Raw genomic sequence first — 21,104 nt, forward strand, 5'->3', positions numbered from 1 at the left:
CGTCTCGCCCGGTGCTCTCCAGACTGGCCATCGGGGTGCCGTCAAGGATCGCGGAGGCGATCCAAGTGTCGCCGATACGCAGGTGGGCCAGGGCGAGCAAGGCTTGACGGCGGGCTCGAGACGCCGCTATCCGATCGCCGCTGCTCGCGATGGCGGCGGATGGGGGCTCACGAAGTGGCTCAGGCTCCGCAGCGCCGCGTGCACCGTTTCGGCGCCGGGCCGGTAGATCCGAGGGTTTCAACAAGGCGGCTATGTGGCGCGGCGAACGTACCGTCTACCGGCGGCCGGCTAGATGATGCTGCAGATGCAGGTGCCTGAACTGGTAGGTGGCGCCGGTCTTACGGAGGACACCACGCCGGTAGGCGTCCTCCAGGAAGGTCATCAGACGGAGTGGGCCTCGCCGGCGGACGGCGAGCGAGACGCAACCGCGGAGATAGGTAACCCACCGTGATCTCGACAGGAGCAGATAGAGAACCAACCCCACCACACCGCCGCCCAACGGGTAGAACCCTGTGCAGCCGAGCGTCACAACGCCGAATACCGCGAGCGCGACCCGGCGATCAGCCTTCAAAGTGGCGATCGGATCGTCCAGCTCGCTGTCGGCAGCAGGCCTCCGGATCGACAGTAACAACGCCAACGGCAGCCCGAGAAAAGCTCCCCAAATGCCGAAAAGGAGCGTTCCGACGTGGTCGATTTCTGGCGAGGCGTTGAGGGCAACCGCCATGATCAGAAGAGGAAGGAGCATCAGCACGGCGAAGAACCGAGTCGGCCGAAACGTCAGCCGCGACGGCACAACGGATTTCGGCGGGTGGCTCGGTAACCCCTTCTGCCGCCGGACCGGACGCACGCCGGCCAGATGGCTGATCTGCCACCAAGCGATCTCCGTCCCACCGACGTCGGTAAGGCGACTGGCCAGGAATGCGAGCCACCGCTCCGCGTTCGGGGCAGAATAGCTACGCAGCGAGGATGATGCCTCTCCATCAATATGCTGTTGCCGCTCACGATAGGCAGCCGGCACGAAGCCGCAGGTCAGGTGATCGGCGAGACGATCAGCATCGGCATAACCTGCGAGCACACCCGGATCGGCCGAGGAGGCGGTGTACTGCGTTCGAGCGAGGAAGGCAAAAAGCGGCTTCGACAAGGTGGAGGCAACCGCACCGCCCGGGTGGGTGACAAGTTTCTCGAGCACCGGCGCCCACCGCCGCTCGCCATCGACCTGACCGGCAGCCAGATAGTGACCGACCTGGGCGATGGTCAACGGCCTGAGCTCCACAACTGCCGCACGAGCCAGCGGTGTTCCGGTCTCGCCGATCGTCGCCTCATACTCGTCGGCGCGGCACGTCACCACCACGGGCCGATCTCCGCCGACCGCGTCGCTCAGTTCCATCACGGCCCGTCTGCGGAGGTCTGCCGGCATCTCGTCGAGGCCGTCGAGCACCGGCAGGACTTCCCCTCGCGCTACCAGATCGGTCGCCGCCTCCGCCAGGAACGAGTACTCGGCACGCAAGCTACGCACCAGCCAACGGTCGAAGTCGTTGCCCGGTCGCCATCCGGCCAGATTGAGGAGAACCGGCACCGGTTCACCGTGCGTGCGGCCTTGAAGCAGGTCGCGCACCAGCAGCACCGCGAGTGACGTCTTCCCCGAGCCGGGCGCACCGATGACCACCAGTTGGCGGCGTGGGAGCCGCCGGAACGCGGCGGCGATCTCGGTGACGTCGCCGTGCAGCTTGAGCCGGATGATCCGTCCCGCCACAGGTGCGGCGATCTCTCCCGGCGCCGGGGCGACGGGCCGCTCGGTCGTCGACCAACACACCTTGATCGGTTCGGGTTTGAGCAGCCCGCGTGCGCTGCCCTCACGCGTCCACTGTTGCAGTACCGCCCGGGCAAGCCTCTCCAGCACAGGCGCCCGATCGAACGGTTGCTGCCGCCACGCCACTACCAGCGAAGCGATGCTGATCGGCAGGGTCAGCACAGTTACAGTTCCGCCCACCACGCTCGCGACTTTGTCGCCCGTATCGAGTGGAAAGGACGGCTGCATCAGTGCCGTCGACAGGGCGCCGACGACGGCCATCGCACCGCCAACGATCGCGAACCACCACGCATTGCAGCGCCACCAGATCAGCACCCCGTCAATGGTTCCGCTGCCGAGCCGCCGAAGGCATCCTTCAGTGCGCACACCGCCGCGATTCCACTCGATCGAGAGCACACGGCTGGGCGCCGCGGGATAGCGGATCAGGCCGCCTCCCGCGACGCCATACGAGGCACGGGCGTGAGGTTCAGCGGCGGTGGTAGAGGCGCAGTAGTCCGCGGAGGGCCCAGATGCCGCGGGCGGCCAGCAGAGCCAGGACGAGGAGCAGCACCGGAAGGTTGTCGATCGGGTGGGAGCCGGACACGGACCGCAGCTCGGCGGGGTCGATGGCGCCGGAGGTCAGGCCGACGACGGCCACGAGGCAGATGAGCAGGTTGAAGAGGTAGCCCTGCCAGGTCCCGCGGGACGCGGGCGGGCCGAGGCGGGCTGGGGTGCGCAACGGCCCGAGGGGCTGCGCCGACGGTTTGATGGTGGGCAGCCACAGCCGGGGCTGGGGAATGGTCTGCGGGTCGCGGGGGGCCATTTCGGCTCGCTGGCCGGCCGGGACGTGCTGGTCGAGAGCGGGGATCGCGGCGGCCAGGCCGTGGAACATGGTTGGTTCCAGGTGGACCTGGATGCCGTCGGTGCCGATCAGGTGACGGGCGCCGTCGGGCCAGGCGAGGACGGCGGCGCAGGCGTCGAACCGTACGGTCGCGAGCTTCTCGCCCTTGACGAGGCTGGCGCCTTCGTCACCGAGGATGACCCGGCTGCGGGCCGGGTTGGCCAGCGACGGGTACGCCTGCCCGGTGACCTGGCCGCCGGAGGTGACCGGGGCGGCGGTGTAGCCGGCGTCGTCGGCTGTCGTGTCGCCGGGTGTCTGCAGCAGGCCGGCGGCGAACGCGGTCTGCGCCACCCGGGCCACGTCGGCCCGGGTGACCGCCCGGGTCTGCGCCAACTGGTCGTCGAGGTCGGCCGGTGTGCGGTCGAGCAGCAGGCCGGCCGCCTGCCACAGCACCCGGCCGCCGTGTTGTCCGGCGTGTGTCAGATCGTCGCAGCGTTGCTTGACGACCGCGGTGAACTCGGCGTCGTCGAATTCACCACGGCGCATCCGCTCCAGTACGTCGATCACGCCGGCGAGGGCTGCGTCCTGCTTGTCGGGCAGGGCGTCGGCGAGTGCGGTGATCGCAGTGGTGCCGTCGGCACGCGGTGAGTGGTCAGCCGTGGCGGTGTAGGAGAGGCCGCCCTCCTGGCGCAGTGTGCGGCGCAGCTCGCGGCTCAGCAGGCCGGTGAACACGATGGCGGCAGTGTCGCGGGGCACGACGGTGTCCCAGACGACGACGCCGGCCGGACCGCGGAAGTATGCGGGCGTGACCGGCAGCGCCGACGACGCGGGCGGTGGGGCCTGGCGTTCGCCGTCAGGCAGGTCGAGCCGGAGATCGTCCGGCAGTTGCGGGCCGGTGACCCACAACGCGGCGTTTCCTCGTACGAAATAGTGGTTTGCCCATGTTTGGAGCTCGTCGGCAGTGAGGCTGGTCAGACCGAACTGGGGGTAGGCGGTGAGGCCGTAACCTCGGGCGCCATGCCGCCAGATCGGCATCAGGTTGGTCGCGTCGCTGCGGTGCGACGCCGCCTCGGTGCGCAGGAGCTCCTTCTCCATCGGCAGCCGGTCGATCGGCAGATCGCGCAGTGAGGCGCAGACCTCGGCCAGGAACGACCGGACGTCGTCCGCCGAGCCCTGGGTGCGGAACTCCGTGAACTCCGGCGCGGTGACGCCGTGGTGGTGATCGGTCACACCCGCGCTGTGCAGCGCCAGATGTTCGAGCAGGTGGGTGATGCCACGGCGGGCGAGCGGCTCATCGACCTGGCCGACCCGGAAGACCAGGCCGACCCGCAGTGGCCCGCTCGATGCGGCGAACAGACCGGGTACGCCGTCCACCTCGAACTGAATACTCATGCGCCCCTCCGGCCTAGTTCGTGACGTAGCGGATCAGCGGGGCGGCCGCCACCAGCAGGACGTCCGCGGCGCCGGTCAGCCCGCCGGAGAGGCCGTAGGCACGCGCCCGCGAGCGGCGGAACACGGTCGGGACGTCGCCCGACTGGTACACCCACGGCGACTCGGACGCGTACGGGCCGAGCATGGCGAACATCTGTTTCGCGGCGGCACGGTCGCCGGTCAGGCTGAATGCCATCGCGAAGGAGTTGACCACCCCGACCCAGCCGACCGTGCGCCGGAACGCCGGGTGGCGTACCGAACGGTCGGCAGCCTCCTCGAGGTCGGCGCGGACCGGTGCGCTCCGCAGGTCCTTGGTGCGCTGCTGGTCGAGCCACTTCTCCAGGTGGTAGTCGACGATGAGCACCGCGTTGTGGGCGCCGTCCGGCGCGGCGCGCATGGCGGTCCGGGCGAACTCGTCCGCCTCGGGCCAGTTGCCGCCCCACTTCGGGCACAGCTGCTGCAGCAGCTGGGACTGGCCGGGCACGTGATGCGGGTCGAAGGCGGCCAGGCATTCGTACCGGTACCGGGCGTGGTCGAGGCCCATCTGCAGACCGCGGCTGGTGGTCAAGCCGGCCGTCCACAGACCCGTGTCGTATGCCGATCGGGTGAGCCCGGCATGCACCACCTGCTCCGCCTCGGCCAGGTAGCGGTGGAACACCTCGAATTTACGGTTGGCCACATTCCGGGCCCGGCCGTCACCGCGGACCTGCCAACCCTGGTCGATCAGCTGGAACGCCCGCGTCGCCGCAGCGGTGGCATCCTCCGGATCCGCGTCCATGGCCCGCACCGCGAGGTCACCGAGCCGGTCATGCTCACCGAGCAGCCGGATCAGTCGCGTACGCACCTGCGGCTCGGCGACGTCGACGACCCCGCGGCAGCCGGCCCAATCGCCGGCCGCGGCGGCCTTGAACAGGGCGCGGGCCTCCGGATAGGGCGCGGACGGGGAGAGCCGCACAGCAAGACGATCAAGCACGAGCGCAGAGCATAGGTGGTCGTCGAAGGACGGCGCTCGCGAGACCCCGATCGCGCCGCGGGCCCTCCACCCGTCGAGGCGCACCGCGATCCGAACGCTCACCTGAGGTCAGACCCTTTCAGGTACGCGGACGCGCGGGAGAGGGTCAGCGGTGTCAGGCGGTGATGTCGACCAGGACCTTGCCGACGGCGCCGTTCTCCACTGCCTGATGGGCGTCGGCGGTGCGCTCGAGCGGGAAGCGGACCAGTGGCAGGCCGTGGTCCGCGCCGACCGGCAGCACGCCGGCCCCGACCGCGGCGGACACGTCCTCGGCGGCTGCGGCGAGGGCCTGCGGGCCGACGGTGTAGAGCACCAGGAACTGGAAACGGGTGTTCAGCATCATGTTCTGCCGCACGTCCAGCTCCACCGGTTTGCCACCATCGTTCGCGTACGTCGAGATCGTGCCCCGGGTCCGGAGAACGGCAAGATCGAGTGCGAGGTTCGCACCGAGCGCGACCTCCACGATCTGGTCGACGCCGTCCGGGGCGATCGCGCGGATCTCCGCGGCGGGATCGCCGTCGCGATAGTTGATCGTGTGGTGGGCGCCCGCGGCCACGGCCAGGCGAGCCTTCTCCGGGCCGCTGATGGTGCTGATCACCGTGGCGCCGGCCCACCGGGCGAGCTGGATCGCCGCGTGCCCGACGGCTCCGGCGCCGCCCGCGACGAGCACGACCTTGCCGTCCAGGGCGCCGGGCCCGAGCCGCCGGGGGCCGTCCTCGGCGACGGTCAGTGCCCGGTGCGCGGTGAGCGCGGGCACGCCGAGTGAGGCGCCGAGGTCGAAGCCCGCGGCGTCGGGCAGCGGCACGGCCTGCTCGGCCGGTATGACGGTGAACTCGGCGGCCGTCCCGGTCGCCCGGCCGGCCGCCGCCATGAACACCCAGACGCGCTCGCCGACCCGGTCCGGATCGACGCCGTCGCCGGCCGCGTCGATCGTGCCGGCGCCGTCGAGATGCGGGACGACCTCGGCGAACTGCTTCGGGTTGGTCGCACCGGACCGGGTCTTCCAGTCCGTCGGGTTGACGCCCGACACGGCGACGCGGACGCGCACCTCGCCGGGGCCGGGCTCCGGAACCTCGCGGTCGACAAGTTCAAGAACGTCGGTACCGCCGTTGTCGCGGTAGATGATGGCCTTCATCCTCCGCACGTTAACCGTTCCGGCGGCGAGTATGCCGCCGCCTGCAACAGGGAAGGGCGCTCAGAGGGTGACGGTCACACCGCCGGAGAGCGGGAAGTCGTGCAGCTCCAGGGTGGCGAGCCGGACATCCGCCGGGATGTCGAAGACCAGCTTGCCGGTCACCCGATCGCCGGGGTCCAGCTTCTCCAGGAACGTGTGGGTGTCCCGGTTGGCATAGATACCGGCGATCTCGTCGAAGCCGTAGCTGGTGCCGTTCGCGTCCTTCGCCCTCTGCGCGAGGCCGAGAAAGTACTTGGGCTTGCCGGCGATGTTGCGCACCGACAGGCTGACCACGCAGTACCGGCCCTCGGCAGTGCGTTTGAGCTGTTCGATGCCGAAGCTGGTGCGCGAGCAGTCCACCCGGGAGACCACGAACTCGAACTTGCCGTCACGCACCGGATCACCGATCCCCGGCGGCTTGACGGCCTTGTCCGATTCGGCTGTCTGTTTCCCGGCCCTGGCCGGCGTGCCGGCGGCGGCGACCGGCTCCTTACGGTTGACCCGTTCCGCGACGATCCCGGCCGCGAACAGTGCGATCACCACGACCACCGAGCCGACGAGCGCCATCACCACCTTGAGCGGCGCAGGCGTTCTCGGTACGGGGCGACGGGCAGCCGGATCCGGGCGGCGCTGCGAACCAGGTGCGTACGACATCGGGCCACTCCACGGGGACCGCCGGCTTGCCTCTCCTCCCCTGACTGTGAGCCATCGTCATTCGCTGAGCTACCGATATCGCCTGATCAGCTGCATACTCCACCTGATCGGACAAGTCGTGGTCTTTCGGTGCGATCAGGCCGGCTGCCGGAGGATGTCCGCGAGCAGGGCCAGGAACATCGAGGCCAGCGTGATCCAGACGGTGGTCTTGATGACGACCCGGCCGATCCGGGCCATCCGGCTGAGCCCGGTGCCCTCGGCCAGCCGGCCCATCATCTCCGTCTGCGCCTCGACCGTCCACGGGCTGCCACCGGTGTTGTCATAGCTGCGCTTCAGCCAGTCGCGGTCGGGATTCGGATCTTGAATGGTGCCCACGCCCACAGTGTGCGCAGCCCGCGCAACCGCGATCAGGTCGTCACGTTGAGCCAGCCGCCGTCGATGTAGTAGGTCGAGCCCACGGCGTACGCCGCTCGGGGTGAGCAGAGGAAGACGAAGAGGTCGGCGATCTCCTCCGGCAAGGCGAACCGCCCGATCGGCGCCTTCTCCTCCGCGATCCGCTGCAGGTACTCCTCCCAGCTCTGTTCGGTGCCGGCGGTCAGCTGCTGCGCGGTCTTCACCCAGTCGCCGGTCATCACCAGGCCCGGGTTCACCGCGTTGACCCGGATGTTGTCGGCGATCAGCTCGTTCGCCAGGCATTTCGAGAACATCACCAGCGCGGCCTTCGTGACGTTGTAGATCGGCTCGTACCCGAGCGGCTGGGTGGCGCAGATCGACGCGTTGTGCAGGATGACCCCGCCGCCGCGGGCTTTCATGCCGGGGGCGAGCGCCCGGGCGAGCCGGACGGCCGCCATCACGTGCAGATCCCAGTACGCCTGCCAGCGCTCGTCCGGCGCGGTGAGGATCTTCTCCTCGCTGCCGGTGCCGGCGTTGTTGATCAGGAGGTCGGCGCCACCGTATTCGTGTGCCACGGCGGCGGCGAGCTCGGCCGCGCCCTCGGGGACTGTCAGGTCGGCGGGGACGGCGATTGCCCGTACCCCGAAGTCGGTTTTGATCTGGTCGGTGGCCGCCTCGAGGCGCGCCGCATCGCGGGCGCACAACGCGACGTGCGTGCCTTCGGCCGCCAGGCCGCGAGCGATCGCCAGGCCGATTCCGGCGCTTCCACCGGTGACGACGGCGACCTTGCCGGTGAGCTGCAGGTCCATGCGGCGGGTATATCACGCATCGCTGCCCGGTGCGGCCGGCCACATCTGCCGTCGCCGGACCGATGAGTTCGCGTTGCGACGGTGGTCTCCACAGTCATGAACCAACACAACGGACGGAGACGTGCGATGCGAAGGCGGACGATGTTGGCCGGTGCCGGTGCAGCCGGTGTGTCGGCGATGACGAGCGGTGCGGTGCCGGGTGGACCGGCGTCGGCGTCGGGCGGCGGGCCGCGGCGGGACGGTCTCGCCGAGTTGCGCGCGGCGATGGCGGCGCGCGTCGAGCGTGGTGAGCTGGTCGGCATGGTGTATCTGGTCGCGCAGCGCGGACGGGTGCACATCGAGACGATCGGGACGCTTGCGCTCGGCGGAGACAGGCCGATGCGCAGGGGTACGCCGTTCCGGCTCGCCTCGCTGACCAAGCCGGTGATCGCGGCGGCCACGATGATGCTGGTGCAGGACGGCCGGCTGGCTCTGGACGAGCCGGTCGACCGGCTGCTGCCCGAGTTGGCGAGCCGGCGTGTGCTGACCCGCCTCGACGGCCCGCTCGACGAGAGTGTCCCGGCGGAACGGCCGATCACGGTCGAGGACCTGCTGACCTTCCGCATGGGTCACGGCCTGGTCTTCGAACCTAGCTTCCAGCCGCCGTACCCGATCATCACCGCGGCCGACGAGATGCAATTGGCGATGGCGCAGCCGGACCCGCGGACGCCGCACAGCCCGGACGAGTGGATCCGGCGGTTCGGGACACTGCCGCTGATGTACCAGCCGGGGCAGCGCTGGCAGTACAACACCGGTGCTCTCGTGCTCGGAGTGCTGATCGAGCGCGCCGCCGGGCGGCCGCTCGCGGAGTTCCTGCGGCGACGGTTGTTCGGGCCGCTCGGCATGCGGCACACCGGGTTCTCCCTGCCGCGCTCCGAAGCCGCACGGCTGCCCGGGCTGTACGCGGCGAACCCGCAGACCGGACAACTGGAGCTGCAGCCCGGGTCGACGCCGGCGGAGTGGGCCCGGCCGCCCGCGTTCCCGTCCGGCGCTGCCGGCCTGGCCTCGACGGTGGACGATTACTTCGCGTTCAGCCGGTTCCTGCTCAACCATGGCGTTCACCGTGGGCGGCGGCTGCTGTCCGCCGAGTCGGTCCGGCGGTTGACGACCAACCATCTCACCCCGCAGCAGATCGCCGACGCGGGGCCGTTTCCGCTCGGCGGGCACGGCTGGGGGTACGGGATGGCGGTGAGCGTCACCCCGGACGAGGTTTCCGGGCCGGGCCGCTATGGCTGGGACGGTGGGTATGGGACGACCTGGTTCAACGACCCGGATCGGGATCTGACCGCGATCGCGCTGACCCAGACGGTCGATTTCCTGTTCAACGGTGCTCGTGAGGAGTTTCAGCGCCTGGCGGCTGCCGCGATCGAGAGTTGAGTCGGACGCCATTCCTAGCCGGGCGCATGACGCCTTGCCGCTTGTGACCGCTCACCGCGCGCGGGCTTTCGCGGGCTTTCGCGGGCTTTCGCGGGCTGGGCGGGCGGCAGGCGGCAGGCGGCAGGCGGCAGGCGGCAGGGGCGGCGTAAGCGACAGTAGGCGCGCACGCAACGCAACCGTGCGCTTCTACCCACGCCGGAGCAACAACCAGCTCTCACACAACCTCACCGTGCGCGCCTGCTGCGCACTGGTTCAGGGCCCGTGGGTCGCGCGATCCGGCACCGACAGGGCATAGTGGCCCGCGGCGTCATCGACCGGTGTTGCCTGTCCCCGGAGAAGGTGGTTGGAAGTGACGACGCGCTTACGTGCCGGATGGGCCCGAGCCGCCGCATTGATCGCGCTGACCGGGGGGACGCTGGCGGTGGCCGCGCCACCCGTGGCGGCCGCACCGGCGCCCATCCGGATCCTGAGCGTGTCGGCGGAGAACGTGAGCCCCGGCGACAAGGTGCGCGTGCAGTTCCGCGTCACGAACACCGGTAGCGGGGCCGAAACGGCCATCGTGGTGGTCGGTGGCGGCCTGCCGTGCAGCACCGGATGCCGGGCCGAGCCGAACCTCGGAGCCGGCAAGAGCAAGGACTTCGAGGCCACGGTCGTCGCGCCCAAGGCCTTCCCCGGTGAGATCAGCGGGCTCAACATCTCGGTCGCCGTACGGCTCGGCGGGCAGAACAGCTTCGACTACAAGATGGTGTACGTCCACGGAGCGGGCACCTCGACACCCGGCACGGGCACCTCGACACCCGCGGACAAACCGCCGTCCGGCGTGACCCGGGTCTCCGGCCGGGTCCGCGACGCCGACGGAAAGGCGGTCGGCGGTGTGGCCCTGACCGTCCGGGACAGCGCCGGGCACGAATACCGGACGACCAGCAACGGCAGCGGCCGGTTCTCGGTCAAGTCGAGCGCCGCCAAGCCGATAACCAAGGGCCAGATCACTGTCGTCGCGGCCATGGACGGCTATCGCACCACTCGCAAGACCGTTCAGGGCACCGCCGGTGACGCCGCGAGCGTGCAGCTGACCCTGGCCGCCGTGGCCGCGCCCACCACGACTTCGCCGTCACCTGAGGCGACGGCGAGCCCTCTCGCGGCAGCGGACGAGGCAAGCGAGCCGGAATCCAGCGTCGCCGCGGCTGCGGGCCCCGACCTCGATACCGTCAGTGACGAGGGCGGCAGTTCGCTGCTGTTCACCATCCTGGGCGGCCTGCTCGTCGCCGTGGGCCTGGGCGCGCTGGCGCGGGTGATGATCCGCCGCCGGAAGACCGGGGGCGAACCGGCGACGCCGATGATGGCGCCGGCCGCGGCAGGTATGGGCGACGCCCCGACCGCGCTGCTGCGCACGGTGCCGCCGGCCGACGGGTTCCCCGGCCGGTATGGAGCGGCCCCGCAGGGCGGCGGCGTTCAGCAGGTCAGCCACGACCTGGGGCGGGCCGACCCGCTAGACACCTTTCGGGGTCGAGGTCCACGGTGGACCGAGTCCCCATATGCTGGTGCTCAGTGGTGCTTTTCTGGCCGGATCGTCCCACTGGTGGCCAGCTGGTTGTCTCGGCTGGCGCTCAGTGGTGCTTTTCGGGCCGGAATGCCCCACTGGTGGCCAGCTGGCCGTCCCGGCTGGCGCTCAGTGGTGCTTTTCGGGCCGGAATGCCCCACTGGCGGCCAGCTGGTTGTCCCGGCTGGCGCTCAGTGGTGCTTTTCGGGCCGGGACACCCCACTGGCGGCCAGCTGGCCGTCCCGGCTGGCGCTCAGTGGTGTTTCGGGGGTAGGGACAGACATTCGCTGCAAGTGGTGTCTAGAACCAGTGGGTTCGCCGACGAGGACGACGACCGGGGCGCCGTGCCGCGGGGCCGGTCTCAGGAGGCGTTGAGTCCGAAGCGGCGGACCACGTCGGCCAGCCACGGGGTGTCGACGAACTGGAGCCCGTGCTCGGCGGCGAGGGCCGCACCACGCTCTGGGTCAGGGTCGCCGGCCTCGATCATGTCGGCGACGGCGCGGAAGAACAGCTCGAAGCCGGCCGGACTGATCACCTCGATCATGCGGGCGGGCTCGGCGCCGGCGTTCCACATGGCGTGCGCCTCGCCGCGCGGCTTGGTGATGTAGCCGCCCGCGCCGAGCACCGCCTCCCGGTCTCCGGAACGGAAGCCGATCCGGCCGGCGGTCACGATCGAGTACTCGTCCTCGAGCGTATGGATGTGTGGCGGCACCAGGGCACCCGGCGGGAACTCGTGCTCGACGATCGCCAGGGCACCGCCGGTGTCGGCGCCCCAGACTTTGAAGTCGACGGTGATGGCGCCGAGATCGCCCAGGCGGCCCTCGCCCGGGTGGACGACCCGCGCGCGTGAACGCTGTGGATCGTCGTCGTTCTCGATCATGACCGGCCTCCGTACGTCGTCCACCGTGTGGCACCCAAGGCTCGCTTTGAGCAAACAGGCTGTCAATCGAAATTCGGATCGCCGGCCGCGTACGGAAGGCTGTGCGCTGTATATGCATTCGCCTGCGCCAATGCGCGCGGCTGAAAAATGGGCGCGCTCCCACGACGGACTTCCTTAAGCAAACCTTTACTTCCATCGATGGGAGTCATAGATTCGTCACATCAGACCGAACTTTTGATTTTCCCGAGGAAAGTCGAGATCACGCCCGGCGAAGGCGGCAACCGGGCGTGGGCAGCGCCGTGGCCGAGAGCCGGCGCCTGCCGAGAGCCGCATGCATCGAACCTCACCACGATAGACGCCCCGGCCCCGGCCAGGGACGCCGGAGGCCGTATGAACGACAACGTTGTCATCGGGGACGAGCAGCAGGTTCGAAGGAGATCTCTGCTCGCCGCAGCGGGAGCGCTCGGGCTGACCGGAAGCGCGGTCGCGCTCACCAGGGGTGAGCCGGCGCGGGCCGCGGCGGGCGTCACCAAGAAGATAACCATCTATGCCGAGGCGCTGCCGGGTGGCCTGATCGGCTACGGGCTGACTCGCGGCGGCGCGACCGTACCGGGGCCGGTGCTCGAGATGTACGAAGGGGACACCCTCGAGATAACCCTGGTCAACACCACCACGCAGCGACTCTCGATCCACCCGCACGGCGTCGACTACAGCACCGACTCGGACGGCTCCCCCTTCAACGACAGCTTCAACCAGCCCGGCGAGACCCGGACCTACGTCTGGCGCTCGCACGAGATGACGGCAGCCGCCGGGCGCAGATTCATGCCGGGCAGCGCCGGCTACTGGCACTACCACGACCATGCCCTCGGAACCGAGCACGGCACGGGCGGGCTCGCGAAAGGCCTGTACGGCGCCCTGATCGTCCGGCGGCGCGGCGACCTCCTGCCGGACAAACAATTCACCGTCGTGTTCAACGACATGCTCGTCAACAACAAGAGCGCGCCCGACACCCCGATGTTCCAGGCCGATCTCGGCCAGCGGGTGGAATGGATCGCCATCGGGCACGGCAACCTGTTCCACACCTTTCACCTGCACGCACACCGGTGGGCCGACAACCGCACCGGAATGCTCGAAGGGCCGTCCGACCCCAGCCAGGTGATCGACAACAAGGACCTCAACCCGGGCAGTTCGTTCGGCTTCCAGGTGCTCGCCGGCGAGGCCGTCGGGCCGGGCGCGTGGATGTACCACTGCCACGTCCAGATGCATTCGGACACCGGGATGGCCGGGATCTTCCTGGTCCGTAATGCCGACGGGAGCATGCCGGCCGGCGCTCAGGAGGCGATCGACAGGTTCCACGGCCACCAGCACGCAGCGGCCGCGGCACAAGCGCACGCACACGGAGGGACGAGATGATGAGGCTCCGGTGGCTATCCGGCCGGGATCCCGGCGTTGTCCACAATCCCGCCCTGTCCACAGGGCAGGCACCGAAGATCCGCAAAACCCGGCAGAATGATCGGCGGGGGATCCCCCTGGGGAGGGTGGGCTCTGCGGGGGTGGCGGCGATCTTGGCGATCGGCGTAGCACCGCTCCACCAGGCCACCGCGGCCACCGCGGCCCCCAGCGACAACAAGCCCGGCATCCTCATCTTCTCCGGGACGGCCACCGCCCAGCAGGACCCGGTAACCCGCGCCGCCGCCACCATCAAGGACCTGGCCGCCGCCCAGGGCCTCGAAACAACCACGACCACCGACCCCACTGTCTTCACGGCAAACACGCTTTCCGCGTACCGGTCAATCGTCTTTCTCTCAGCCGACGGCGTCTCCCTCACCGCAACCCAGGAGGCCGCGCTGAAAGCGCACCTCAACGCCGGCGGCGGCTTCCTCGGCATCGGCGACGCAGCACGCGCCCAACTGGACTCCACCTGGTTCACCGGCCTGATCGGCGCACGCCCGGCCGGAGCCATCCCGGTGGCGCACCCCATCGCAACCGTCACCGCAAGCGGCGAGAACCCGCCCAACGAAACCCGGGCCAAACTCACCGACGGCGACGCCAACACCAAATGGCTGGTGCGCACCCCCACCGCCTGGATCGGCTACGAGCTGTCAACACCGACAACAATCACCGGGTACGGGCTGACCTCCGCCAACGACTCCCCCGGGCGCGACCCGAAGGACTGGACGTTGCAGGGATCCGCCGACGGGCAGACCTGGTCCGACCTGGACCGCCGCACCGCGCAGACGTTCCCGGACAGGTTCCAGAGCCGCCGCTTCACCGTCGCGAACCCGGCGGACTTCAAGTTCTATCGGTTGTCCATCACGGCGAACGGCGGCGAACCGCTGATCCAGCTGGCCGACCTGCGCCTGTTCACCGGCAGCACCGAGACGCCCGCGCCGCCCGGCGTGAACCGGGCCGTCGTCGACATCCTGGACCGGCAGCACCCGGCCACCGAGGAACTGCCGCTGACCGTCACGCGCGAGGACCGCTGGTACAACTGGGAACCGAACCCGGCCGGGACCGTGCACACGCTCGCGCAGGTCGAGGAGCGCCACTACAACCCCGGCCTGGGCGCGAACGGCCCGTTCCACCCGATCTCGTGGTGCCGCGACTACGACGGCGGGCGCTCCTTCTACACCGGCATGGGCCACACCGAGGCCGGGTACGGCGAGGAGGCGTTCCGCAAGCACCTGACCGGCGCGCTCGGCTGGACCAGCGGCATCGTGCGCGGTGACTGCCAGGCCACGATCGCCGCCAACTACAAGGTGGAGCGGCTGACCGCGGCGAACAAGACCGGTGAGCTCGACCAGATCGGCGAACCGCACGGGTTGACGACCGCGCCCGATGGCACGGTCTTCTACGTCGGCAAGGCGGCCTGCCCGACCGGGCCGGTGGTCAGCTGGGACAATCCGAACGTCGGCCTGGGCTGCGGCACCATCCATGCCTGGGATCCGGGCAGCAAGCAGGTCAAGCTGCTCACCACACTGCCGGTGATGGGCAACCGGGGCAGCGGCACCGAGCTGGTGAAGAACGAGGAGGGCCTGCTCGGTATCGTCCCGGACCCCGGGTTCGCCGACAACGGGTGGCTCTACGTCTACTGGATGCCGCACGCGTCCATCGACCGGGAGAAGCGTATCGGCCGGCGTACGGTCTCCCGGTTCACCTACGACCGCGAGGCGCGCACGATCGACCAGGGCACCCGAAAGGACCTGCTGCAGTGGCCGGTGCAGATCCACAGCTGCTGTCACGCGGGCGGCGGCATGGCCTTCGACGGCGACGGCAACCTGTACGTCGGCTCGGGTGACAGCAACTCGTCGCAGGGTTCGAGCGGCTACTCCGGCAACAACTGGACCGCCGAGTTCGCCGGCACCTCGTTCCAGGACGCGCGGCGTACCGCCGGGAACACCAACGACCTCAACGGGAAGATCATCCGCATTCACCCGGAGGCGGACGGCACGTACACCGTCCCGCCGGGCAACCTCTTCCCGCCGGGCACCGGCAAGACCCGGCCGGAGATCTACGTGATGGGCGTACGCAACATCTCCCGCCTGCAGATCGACCCCAAGACGCAGTGGCTGACCGCGGGCTGGGTGGGCCCGGACGCGGCAGCGCCGAGCCCGGACCTGGGACCGGCCAAGTACGAGACCGCCACGATCATCACCGAGGCCGGCAACCACGGCTGGCCCTACTGCATGGGCAACCGCCAGCCGTACCGCGACCGCAGCACCACCGACGCCGCGGTGCTCACCGGCTGGTACGACTGCGACCAGCCGAAGAACGAGTCGCCGCGCAACACCGGCCTGGTCGACCTGCCACCGATCAAGGACAACATGATCTGGTACGCCCCGGACGGCGGCGGCCCGATCTTCCCGAAGCGGCCCGGCAGCGACATCCCGACGTACAAGGCCGCCGACGCCACCTACACCCAGCCGTACCTGCGTGGTGGCGGGCAGGCCGTGATGTCCGGACCGACCTACCACCGCGACCTGGCCGACCCGGCCAGCACGGTCGCGTGGCCGTCGTACTGGAACGACAAGTGGTTCCTCGGCGACCAGTCGAACGCGTCGAACCGGGTCGCGGTCACCGTCGACCAGCCGGGCAAGCCGCCGGCCTTCGCCGAGTCGCTGCGCACGATCATCCCGGCGGGCGGCGGCGCGACGCAGCTCCAGTCCTGGATGGACGCCAAGTTCGGGCCGGACGGCGCGCTCTACCTGCTCGACTACGGCGGCGGCTTCTTCACCCTGCACGCGAACCAGAAGCTGATCCGGATCACCTATCAGGGCGGTGCGCCGACGCCGGTACCGGCCGCGAGGGCGGTGGCGGTGCAGGACAAGCCGCTCACGGTGGCCTTCAACGGTTCGCGCTCCGGCGGCGTGTCGTGGCAGTGGAACTTCGGCGACGGCACGACCTCGGCCGAGGCAGACCCGCGGCACACGTACGCCAAGGTCGGCATTTATACAGCCACGCTGACGGTGACCTACGCCGACGGGACGACAGCTGTCACCCGCACCGCGGTCACGGCAGGCTGCGTCGTGGCCGATCCGGCGGCCACCGTACGCCTGGACGCCTCCGACACCGGAGTAGCCAACCGGGTCGCCGGGCAGGGCTGCACGATCGACGACCTGATCGACGACGAAAGCACGTGGCCCACCCACGACGCGTTCGTCCGGCACGTCGACCTCGTCGCGGGACGGCTGCGGTCCGACGGCGTGATCAACGGCCGGGAGGCGGGCGCGCTGACCCGGACCGCCGCGGCCTCACCGATCGGCCGGGCCGGCCACACCGGCTACGAGTCGCTGTTCAACGGCACACCGGAGTCCCTGCGCGACTGGGCGCAGGCACCGGCCGGGCAGTTCACCCTCCAGCCGGACGGATCACTGCGGCCCAGCGGCGGCCTGGGCATGCTCTACCACACCGAACCCGTCAAGGATTTCTCGCTCACGCTGCAGTTCCGCGACGTCGCGCCGGGCACCACCCGCGGCAACAGCGGGGTCTTCATCCGCTTCCCCGACCCACGGATCCCGCTCGATCAGCGGCCCGAGGGTTGCAGCACCACCGGATCGGCGCGCACCTCGCAGGCCTGGGTGGCGATCTACTGCGGCCACGAGATCCAGATCTACGACGGTACGACCGGAGAGCCGCAGAAGACCGGATCCGTCTACAACTTCGACCCGGTCAGCACGGTCGCCGTCACCGAGAAGAACGTCTGGAACACGTACGAGATCAAGGCCGTCGGACAGCACTACACGATCATCCGCAACGGCACGGTGATCAACGAGTTCGACAACACCCCCGGCAAGCAGTCCTCGCGGGCCGGGGACCCGCCCACCGACCTGCGGCAGTTCGCCGAGGGCCTGATCGGCCTGCAGAACCACGGCGACGCCGACCTGGTCGAGTTCCGCGACATCAGGGTGCGTGCGCTGTGAGGAAACTGCTGCTGATCCTGGCCGCACTGCTGCTGCTGGCGCCCGCGGCACCGGCCGCCGCGGCGCAGACGCTGACCTGGACCGCCGACAACGACGTGACGCGCTACAAGTCGGTGCCGGCCACGGCCGCCGCCGGGGCCACCACCATCGTGTTCGAGAACAGCGAGGCGACCGGCAACACCACCGGCATGCCGCACACGCTGACCTTCGACACCTCGGCCGAGGGCTACAACCACGACGTCACGCTGAACATCCTGGCCAACCCCTTCGACGCCACCGGCGGGCGGCACGAGGCCACCGTCACGCTGACCCCGGGCAGATACCGCTACTTCTGCGCGATTCCGGGGCACGGCACGATGGCCGGCGAGTTCACCGTCACCGGTGGCGAGCCGGACACCACCCCGCCGGTCGCCGCCGCCGAGGTGACCGGTGAGAACACCGGCACGGCGACCGTCACCGTGACCTCATCCGAGCCCGGCGTCATCGAGTACGCACTGGACGCCGGCGCCTGGACCCGCTACACCGCCCCGGTCGTGGTGACCGCTGCCGGCGAGCACACCGTCCGTTACCGGGCGACGGACAACGCGGGCAACACCTCGGCGGTGGGCTCGCTGGCCTTCGAGGTGGTCGAACCGGAGCCGGAGGAGGACACCACGCCGCCGACGGCGCGGATCCAGCTCGCCGGCAACCGGGATGGCTCGGAGGCGTACATCGGGTCGGTCACCGCGACCGTCACCGCCGGCGACACCGGTTCGGGTGTGGCGCGCATCGAGTACCAGCTCGACGGCGGGGCCTGGTCGGCGTACACAAATCCGGTCTTGATCGATGTTCTTGGCCAGCACATGCTGCACTTCCGGGCGACCGACAACGCCGGCAACACCTCTGCCGAGCAGATGTCGCACTTCACCGTGGTCGCGGCGCCGGAGCCCGACACCATCCCGCCGGTCACCGCCGCCGAGGTGACCGGCGCTGACACCGCCACGGTGACAGTCACCGTGACCTCATCCGAGCCCGGCGTCATCGAGTACGCGCTGGACGCCGGCGCCTGGACCCGCTACACCGCGCCGGTCGTGGTCACCGCCGCCGGCCAGCACACCGTCCGGTACCGGGCCACGGACGCCGCCGGCAACGTCGCACCCGAGAAGTCGGTGACCTTCACGGTGGCCGGGACGGGCGAGGACGCCTGCCCCGGATCGGACCTCCGCGAGACGGTGATCATCGACGGCTACGACACCGGCGTCCCCAGCGAGGACACCGGCGACGGCTGCACCGTCAACGACCTGGTCGCCGAGCACGGCGACTACGCCGGCCACGCCGCGTTCGTCCGGCACGTCGAAACCGTCACCGCCGCACTGGTCGCCCGCGGCGCGCTCACCAAACGGCAGCAGGGCGCGATCCTCCGCGCCGCCGCCCGATCGAACATCGGCTCACTTTAGGGAGTTTCGCCATGCTCAAACGGACCGCCACCCTGGCCGCCCTCTCGTTCGCCAGCCTGTTCGTCGCCGCGCCGGCCGCCAGCGCCGCGCTGGTCACCCACTGCGTCGGCACCGGCGGCGCGGTGACCGTGCCCAACGACCTCTACGTCCCGGCCGGCGAGTCGTGCGCGCTCACCGGCACGATCGTCACCGGCAACGTCAGCGTCGCCGCCGGCGGCAACCTGGTCGTCACCGGCGGCACGTTCGCCGGCGACGTCCGGGTCGCCGGCAACGGCTACTTCGACGCCTCCGGCACCGATGTCTCCGGTCCGGTCGTGCTGGCCGCCGGGGGCTACGGCGTGTTCCTCAAGGACGTCACGAGCGGCGCGGTGACCGTACGCCCCAAGGGCTCGACGACCGTCGACAGCTTCCTGTACGCCGAGGACAGCACGATCGCCGGCACGGTGAACGTCCAGGCCGGCGAGGTGCAGGTGGACCGCACGTCGGTCGAGGGCAACCTCAGCAGCACCGGCACGTACTACACGGACGTGCACGACTCCTTCGTCGACGGCACGCTCTCGGTGCTCAACAGCGCCACCGGCAGCGTCGTCTGCGGCAGCTCGGTACGCGGCAAGGCAACGTTCGCCGGGAACCTGGGCGGGGTGCAGCTCGGCCCGAACGGCGCGCTCGACTCGTGCGCGTCCGGCGGCTTCTGGGGCCGCGACGTCAGCGTCACCAGCACCACCGGCGGCGTCACCGTCGACGACAACATCATCGACGGCACGCTGACCGCCACCGGCAACACTCCGGCCGCTCAGATCGCCCCCACCAACCGCATCCGCCGGGGCGTCGTCACCGACCCGGCCCCTGCCGCACCGGCCCGCGCCGCGGTTGCCCCCGCCGCGGCCCGCCTGCAGGCCACCCACGACGCAGACCGGCCGCAGGCCACCCGCGACGACGACACTGCCAAAGCCGACATCCGCCGTGCCGAGGCCGTGCAGGAGGCCAGGGTCGCCGGTCCCGCCGACCTCTGACCTCCCCGCCGTCGGCCTACCGCCCCCCGCGGCGGGCCGGCGGCGACACGGCTTCCCACGGTCGCGGCTCGGGCACGCGAGTCGCCGGCCTTCACGGTGGAGGCACCCCCCTCACGCCCAGCCGACCGGCTCGGCTGGCGCTCAGCGGTGCATTTCAGCCCAGAACACCCCACCCACGCCCAGCCGACCGGCTCGGCTGGCGCTCAGCCGTGCCTTTCAGCCCAGAACACCCCACCCACGCCCAGCCGACCGGCTCGGCTGGCGCTCAGCGGTGCTTTTTAGGCCGGAACACCCCACTCACGCCCCGCTGACCGTCTTCGCGGCACCGTGTCCGATGGAGATGATGGGGATCGCCGTGACTCGGTGCGGGTGTGCGCAATACCCGCCGCACTGGTCCTATGGAGCGCTCGTGACCTGCGGTGGTGTCATTTTGCCGGTGGCTCCAGCACTTCACGCCCATGACCGTTGGTCCAGGCGATGGTGTAGCGACCGGCCTTGCCGGACGACCTGATCGGACAATGCCCCGGCATCGATGGCGCGCGTTACATTCCGGGCGACGCGCTTCACGGGGCATCTATCGATCAATTCACCCGGGGGGAACCATGCGCACCTATCTTCGCAAGGGGGCTGTCGGCGTCGTTTCTGTTGCCGCGACCCTCGCTCTACTACTCGCCCAGCCGGCACCGGCCGCCGCTGGATCGGTCGATGACGTGTTCGCCAAAATCCTGGTCAAACAGGTCACCGGCGCGCATGCCAAGGAACACCTTGCCGCTCTGCAGGCGATCGCCGACGCCAACGGAGGCACCCGTGCGGCCGGGACGCCCGGCTACAACGCCTCGCGTGACTACGTCGCCGGCAAGCTGCGGCGGGCCGGTTACAAGGTCACGCTGGATCCGATCAACTTTGTTCAGGCCTGGGCGGAGAACAGTCCACCCACGCTGGATCTGACCGCACCGAGTAGCAAGGTCTACGTACCCAACCAGGACTTCTACACCTTCCAGCCCTCTCCGGCCGGCGATGTGACCGCGCAGGTGCAGGGTGTCGACCTGACGCTGCCGCCGACACCGACGCCGACCTCGACGAGCGGATGTGAAACCGCCGACTTCGACGGTTTCGTCGCCGGCCGGATCGCGCTCATCCAGCGCGGCACGTGCGCATTCGCCACCAAGGTGCGCAACGCGGGATTCGCCGGTGCCTCCGGGATCATCGTTTTCAACGAGGGACAACCCGGGCGCACCGACGCCTTCCCGCTCGACATCGGGGAGTGGCGGGCCGGGATCCCCATGGTCTTCGCCG

14 protein-coding genes and 1 pseudogene are annotated in these 21,104 nt (G+C 70.0%); 7 read left to right on the plus strand and 8 right to left on the minus strand.

The annotated features are described in order from the left end of the window. Window positions 1-274: 274 nt before the first annotated feature. From ACFQV6_RS27415 to ACFQV6_RS27445, 7 genes are all read right to left on the minus strand, one after another. A complete protein-coding gene (locus tag ACFQV6_RS27415) occupies window positions 275-2,125 on the minus strand; it encodes an NACHT domain-containing protein (protein ID WP_378030476.1) in 1,851 nt (616 codons plus the stop codon). Between the two features lie 151 nt (window positions 2,126-2,276). Beyond that, window positions 2,277-4,022, minus strand: a complete 1,746-nt coding sequence (locus ACFQV6_RS27420; RefSeq protein WP_378030477.1) for a M16 family metallopeptidase — start codon at window positions 4,020-4,022, stop codon at window positions 2,277-2,279. 13 nt (window positions 4,023-4,035) lie between these two features. Next, window positions 4,036-5,034, minus strand: a complete 999-nt coding sequence (locus ACFQV6_RS27425; RefSeq protein WP_378030478.1) for a hypothetical protein — start codon at window positions 5,032-5,034, stop codon at window positions 4,036-4,038. Window positions 5,035-5,188: 154 nt separating this feature from the next. Next, window positions 5,189-6,208, minus strand: coding sequence for an NADPH:quinone reductase (locus tag ACFQV6_RS27430; protein WP_378030479.1), 1,020 nt, complete (start codon window positions 6,206-6,208; stop codon window positions 5,189-5,191). A 60-nt stretch (window positions 6,209-6,268) separates the two neighbouring features. Then, window positions 6,269-6,901 (minus strand): DUF4352 domain-containing protein, encoded by a 633-nt coding sequence (locus tag ACFQV6_RS27435; protein WP_378030480.1) that lies wholly within the window; start codon window positions 6,899-6,901, stop codon window positions 6,269-6,271. 135 nt (window positions 6,902-7,036) lie between these two features. After that, on the minus strand, window positions 7,037-7,276 hold the full coding sequence (locus tag ACFQV6_RS27440) for a hypothetical protein (protein ID WP_378030481.1): 240 nt from the start codon (window positions 7,274-7,276) through the stop codon (window positions 7,037-7,039). A 32-nt stretch (window positions 7,277-7,308) separates the two neighbouring features. Next, window positions 7,309-8,103 carry an SDR family NAD(P)-dependent oxidoreductase gene (locus tag ACFQV6_RS27445; protein WP_378030482.1) on the minus strand — a complete coding sequence of 265 codons (795 nt, stop codon included), beginning with the start codon at window positions 8,101-8,103 and terminating at the stop codon, window positions 7,309-7,311. A 126-nt stretch (window positions 8,104-8,229) separates the two neighbouring features. Between ACFQV6_RS27445 and ACFQV6_RS27450 the strand changes: the two genes are divergently transcribed. Both ACFQV6_RS27450 and ACFQV6_RS27455 read left to right on the plus strand, forming a co-directional pair. Beyond that, window positions 8,230-9,519: a serine hydrolase domain-containing protein gene (locus ACFQV6_RS27450; protein ID WP_378030483.1), complete on the plus strand. Its 1,290-nt coding sequence runs from the start codon at window positions 8,230-8,232 to the stop codon at window positions 9,517-9,519. A 349-nt stretch (window positions 9,520-9,868) separates the two neighbouring features. Continuing rightward, window positions 9,869-11,434, plus strand: a complete 1,566-nt coding sequence (locus ACFQV6_RS27455) for a carboxypeptidase regulatory-like domain-containing protein (RefSeq protein ID WP_378030484.1) — start codon at window positions 9,869-9,871, stop codon at window positions 11,432-11,434. Here ACFQV6_RS27455 and ACFQV6_RS27460 read toward each other — a convergent pair. Continuing rightward, window positions 11,421-11,939, minus strand: coding sequence for a cupin domain-containing protein (locus ACFQV6_RS27460; protein WP_378030485.1), 519 nt, complete (start codon window positions 11,937-11,939; stop codon window positions 11,421-11,423). The two genes, ACFQV6_RS27455 and ACFQV6_RS27460, sit on opposite strands and share 14 nt — an antisense overlap. A gap of 390 nt (window positions 11,940-12,329) precedes the next feature. On the opposite strand from ACFQV6_RS27460, the gene ACFQV6_RS27465 reads away from it, so the two are divergent. The 5 genes and pseudogenes from ACFQV6_RS27465 to ACFQV6_RS27485 all read left to right on the plus strand — a co-directional run. Further along, window positions 12,330-13,352 carry a multicopper oxidase domain-containing protein gene (locus ACFQV6_RS27465; RefSeq protein ID WP_378030486.1) on the plus strand — a complete coding sequence of 341 codons (1,023 nt, stop codon included), beginning with the start codon at window positions 12,330-12,332 and terminating at the stop codon, window positions 13,350-13,352. A 140-nt stretch (window positions 13,353-13,492) separates the two neighbouring features. Beyond that, the gene (locus ACFQV6_RS27470) at window positions 13,493-17,359 is read left to right on the plus strand and encodes a ThuA domain-containing protein (RefSeq protein WP_378030487.1); all 3,867 of its coding nucleotides are present in this window, start codon (window positions 13,493-13,495) and stop codon (window positions 17,357-17,359) included. Further along, complete coding sequence (locus ACFQV6_RS27475; protein WP_378030488.1) at window positions 17,356-18,795, plus strand: OmpL47-type beta-barrel domain-containing protein; 1,440 nt, start codon at window positions 17,356-17,358, stop codon at window positions 18,793-18,795. Before ACFQV6_RS27470 ends, ACFQV6_RS27475 begins: the two co-directional genes overlap by 4 nt. An 11-nt stretch (window positions 18,796-18,806) precedes the next feature. Beyond that, a complete protein-coding gene (locus ACFQV6_RS27480) occupies window positions 18,807-19,808 on the plus strand; it encodes a hypothetical protein (protein ID WP_378030489.1) in 1,002 nt (333 codons plus the stop codon). Window positions 19,809-20,410: 602 nt separating this feature from the next. Then, a pseudogene (locus tag ACFQV6_RS27485) lies at window positions 20,411-21,067 on the plus strand (PA domain-containing protein); the annotation flags it as partial. Between the last annotated feature and the right edge of the window lie 37 nt (window positions 21,068-21,104).

The organism is Actinoplanes sp. GCM10030250, from assembly GCF_042666575.1.
Taxonomy (GTDB): Bacteria; Actinomycetota; Actinomycetes; order Mycobacteriales; family Micromonosporaceae; genus Actinoplanes.

Bases quoted from the DNA above. Each gene is read 5' to 3' on its own strand.
- ACFQV6_RS27420 (WP_378030477.1), bottom strand. From the start codon at position 4,022: ATGAGTATTCAGTTCGAGGTGGACGGCGTACCCGGTCTGTTCGCCGCA.
- ACFQV6_RS27430 (WP_378030479.1), bottom strand. From the start codon at position 6,208: ATGAAGGCCATCATCTACCGCGACAACGGCGGTACCGACGTTCTTGAA.
- ACFQV6_RS27435 (WP_378030480.1), bottom strand. From the start codon at position 6,901: ATGTCGTACGCACCTGGTTCGCAGCGCCGCCCGGATCCGGCTGCCCGT.
- ACFQV6_RS27445 (WP_378030482.1), bottom strand. From the start codon at position 8,103: ATGGACCTGCAGCTCACCGGCAAGGTCGCCGTCGTCACCGGTGGAAGC.
- ACFQV6_RS27450 (WP_378030483.1), top strand. From the start codon at position 8,230: ATGCGAAGGCGGACGATGTTGGCCGGTGCCGGTGCAGCCGGTGTGTCG.
- ACFQV6_RS27460 (WP_378030485.1), bottom strand. From the start codon at position 11,939: ATGATCGAGAACGACGACGATCCACAGCGTTCACGCGCGCGGGTCGTC.
- ACFQV6_RS27465 (WP_378030486.1), top strand. From the start codon at position 12,330: ATGAACGACAACGTTGTCATCGGGGACGAGCAGCAGGTTCGAAGGAGA.
- ACFQV6_RS27480 (WP_378030489.1), top strand. From the start codon at position 18,807: ATGCTCAAACGGACCGCCACCCTGGCCGCCCTCTCGTTCGCCAGCCTG.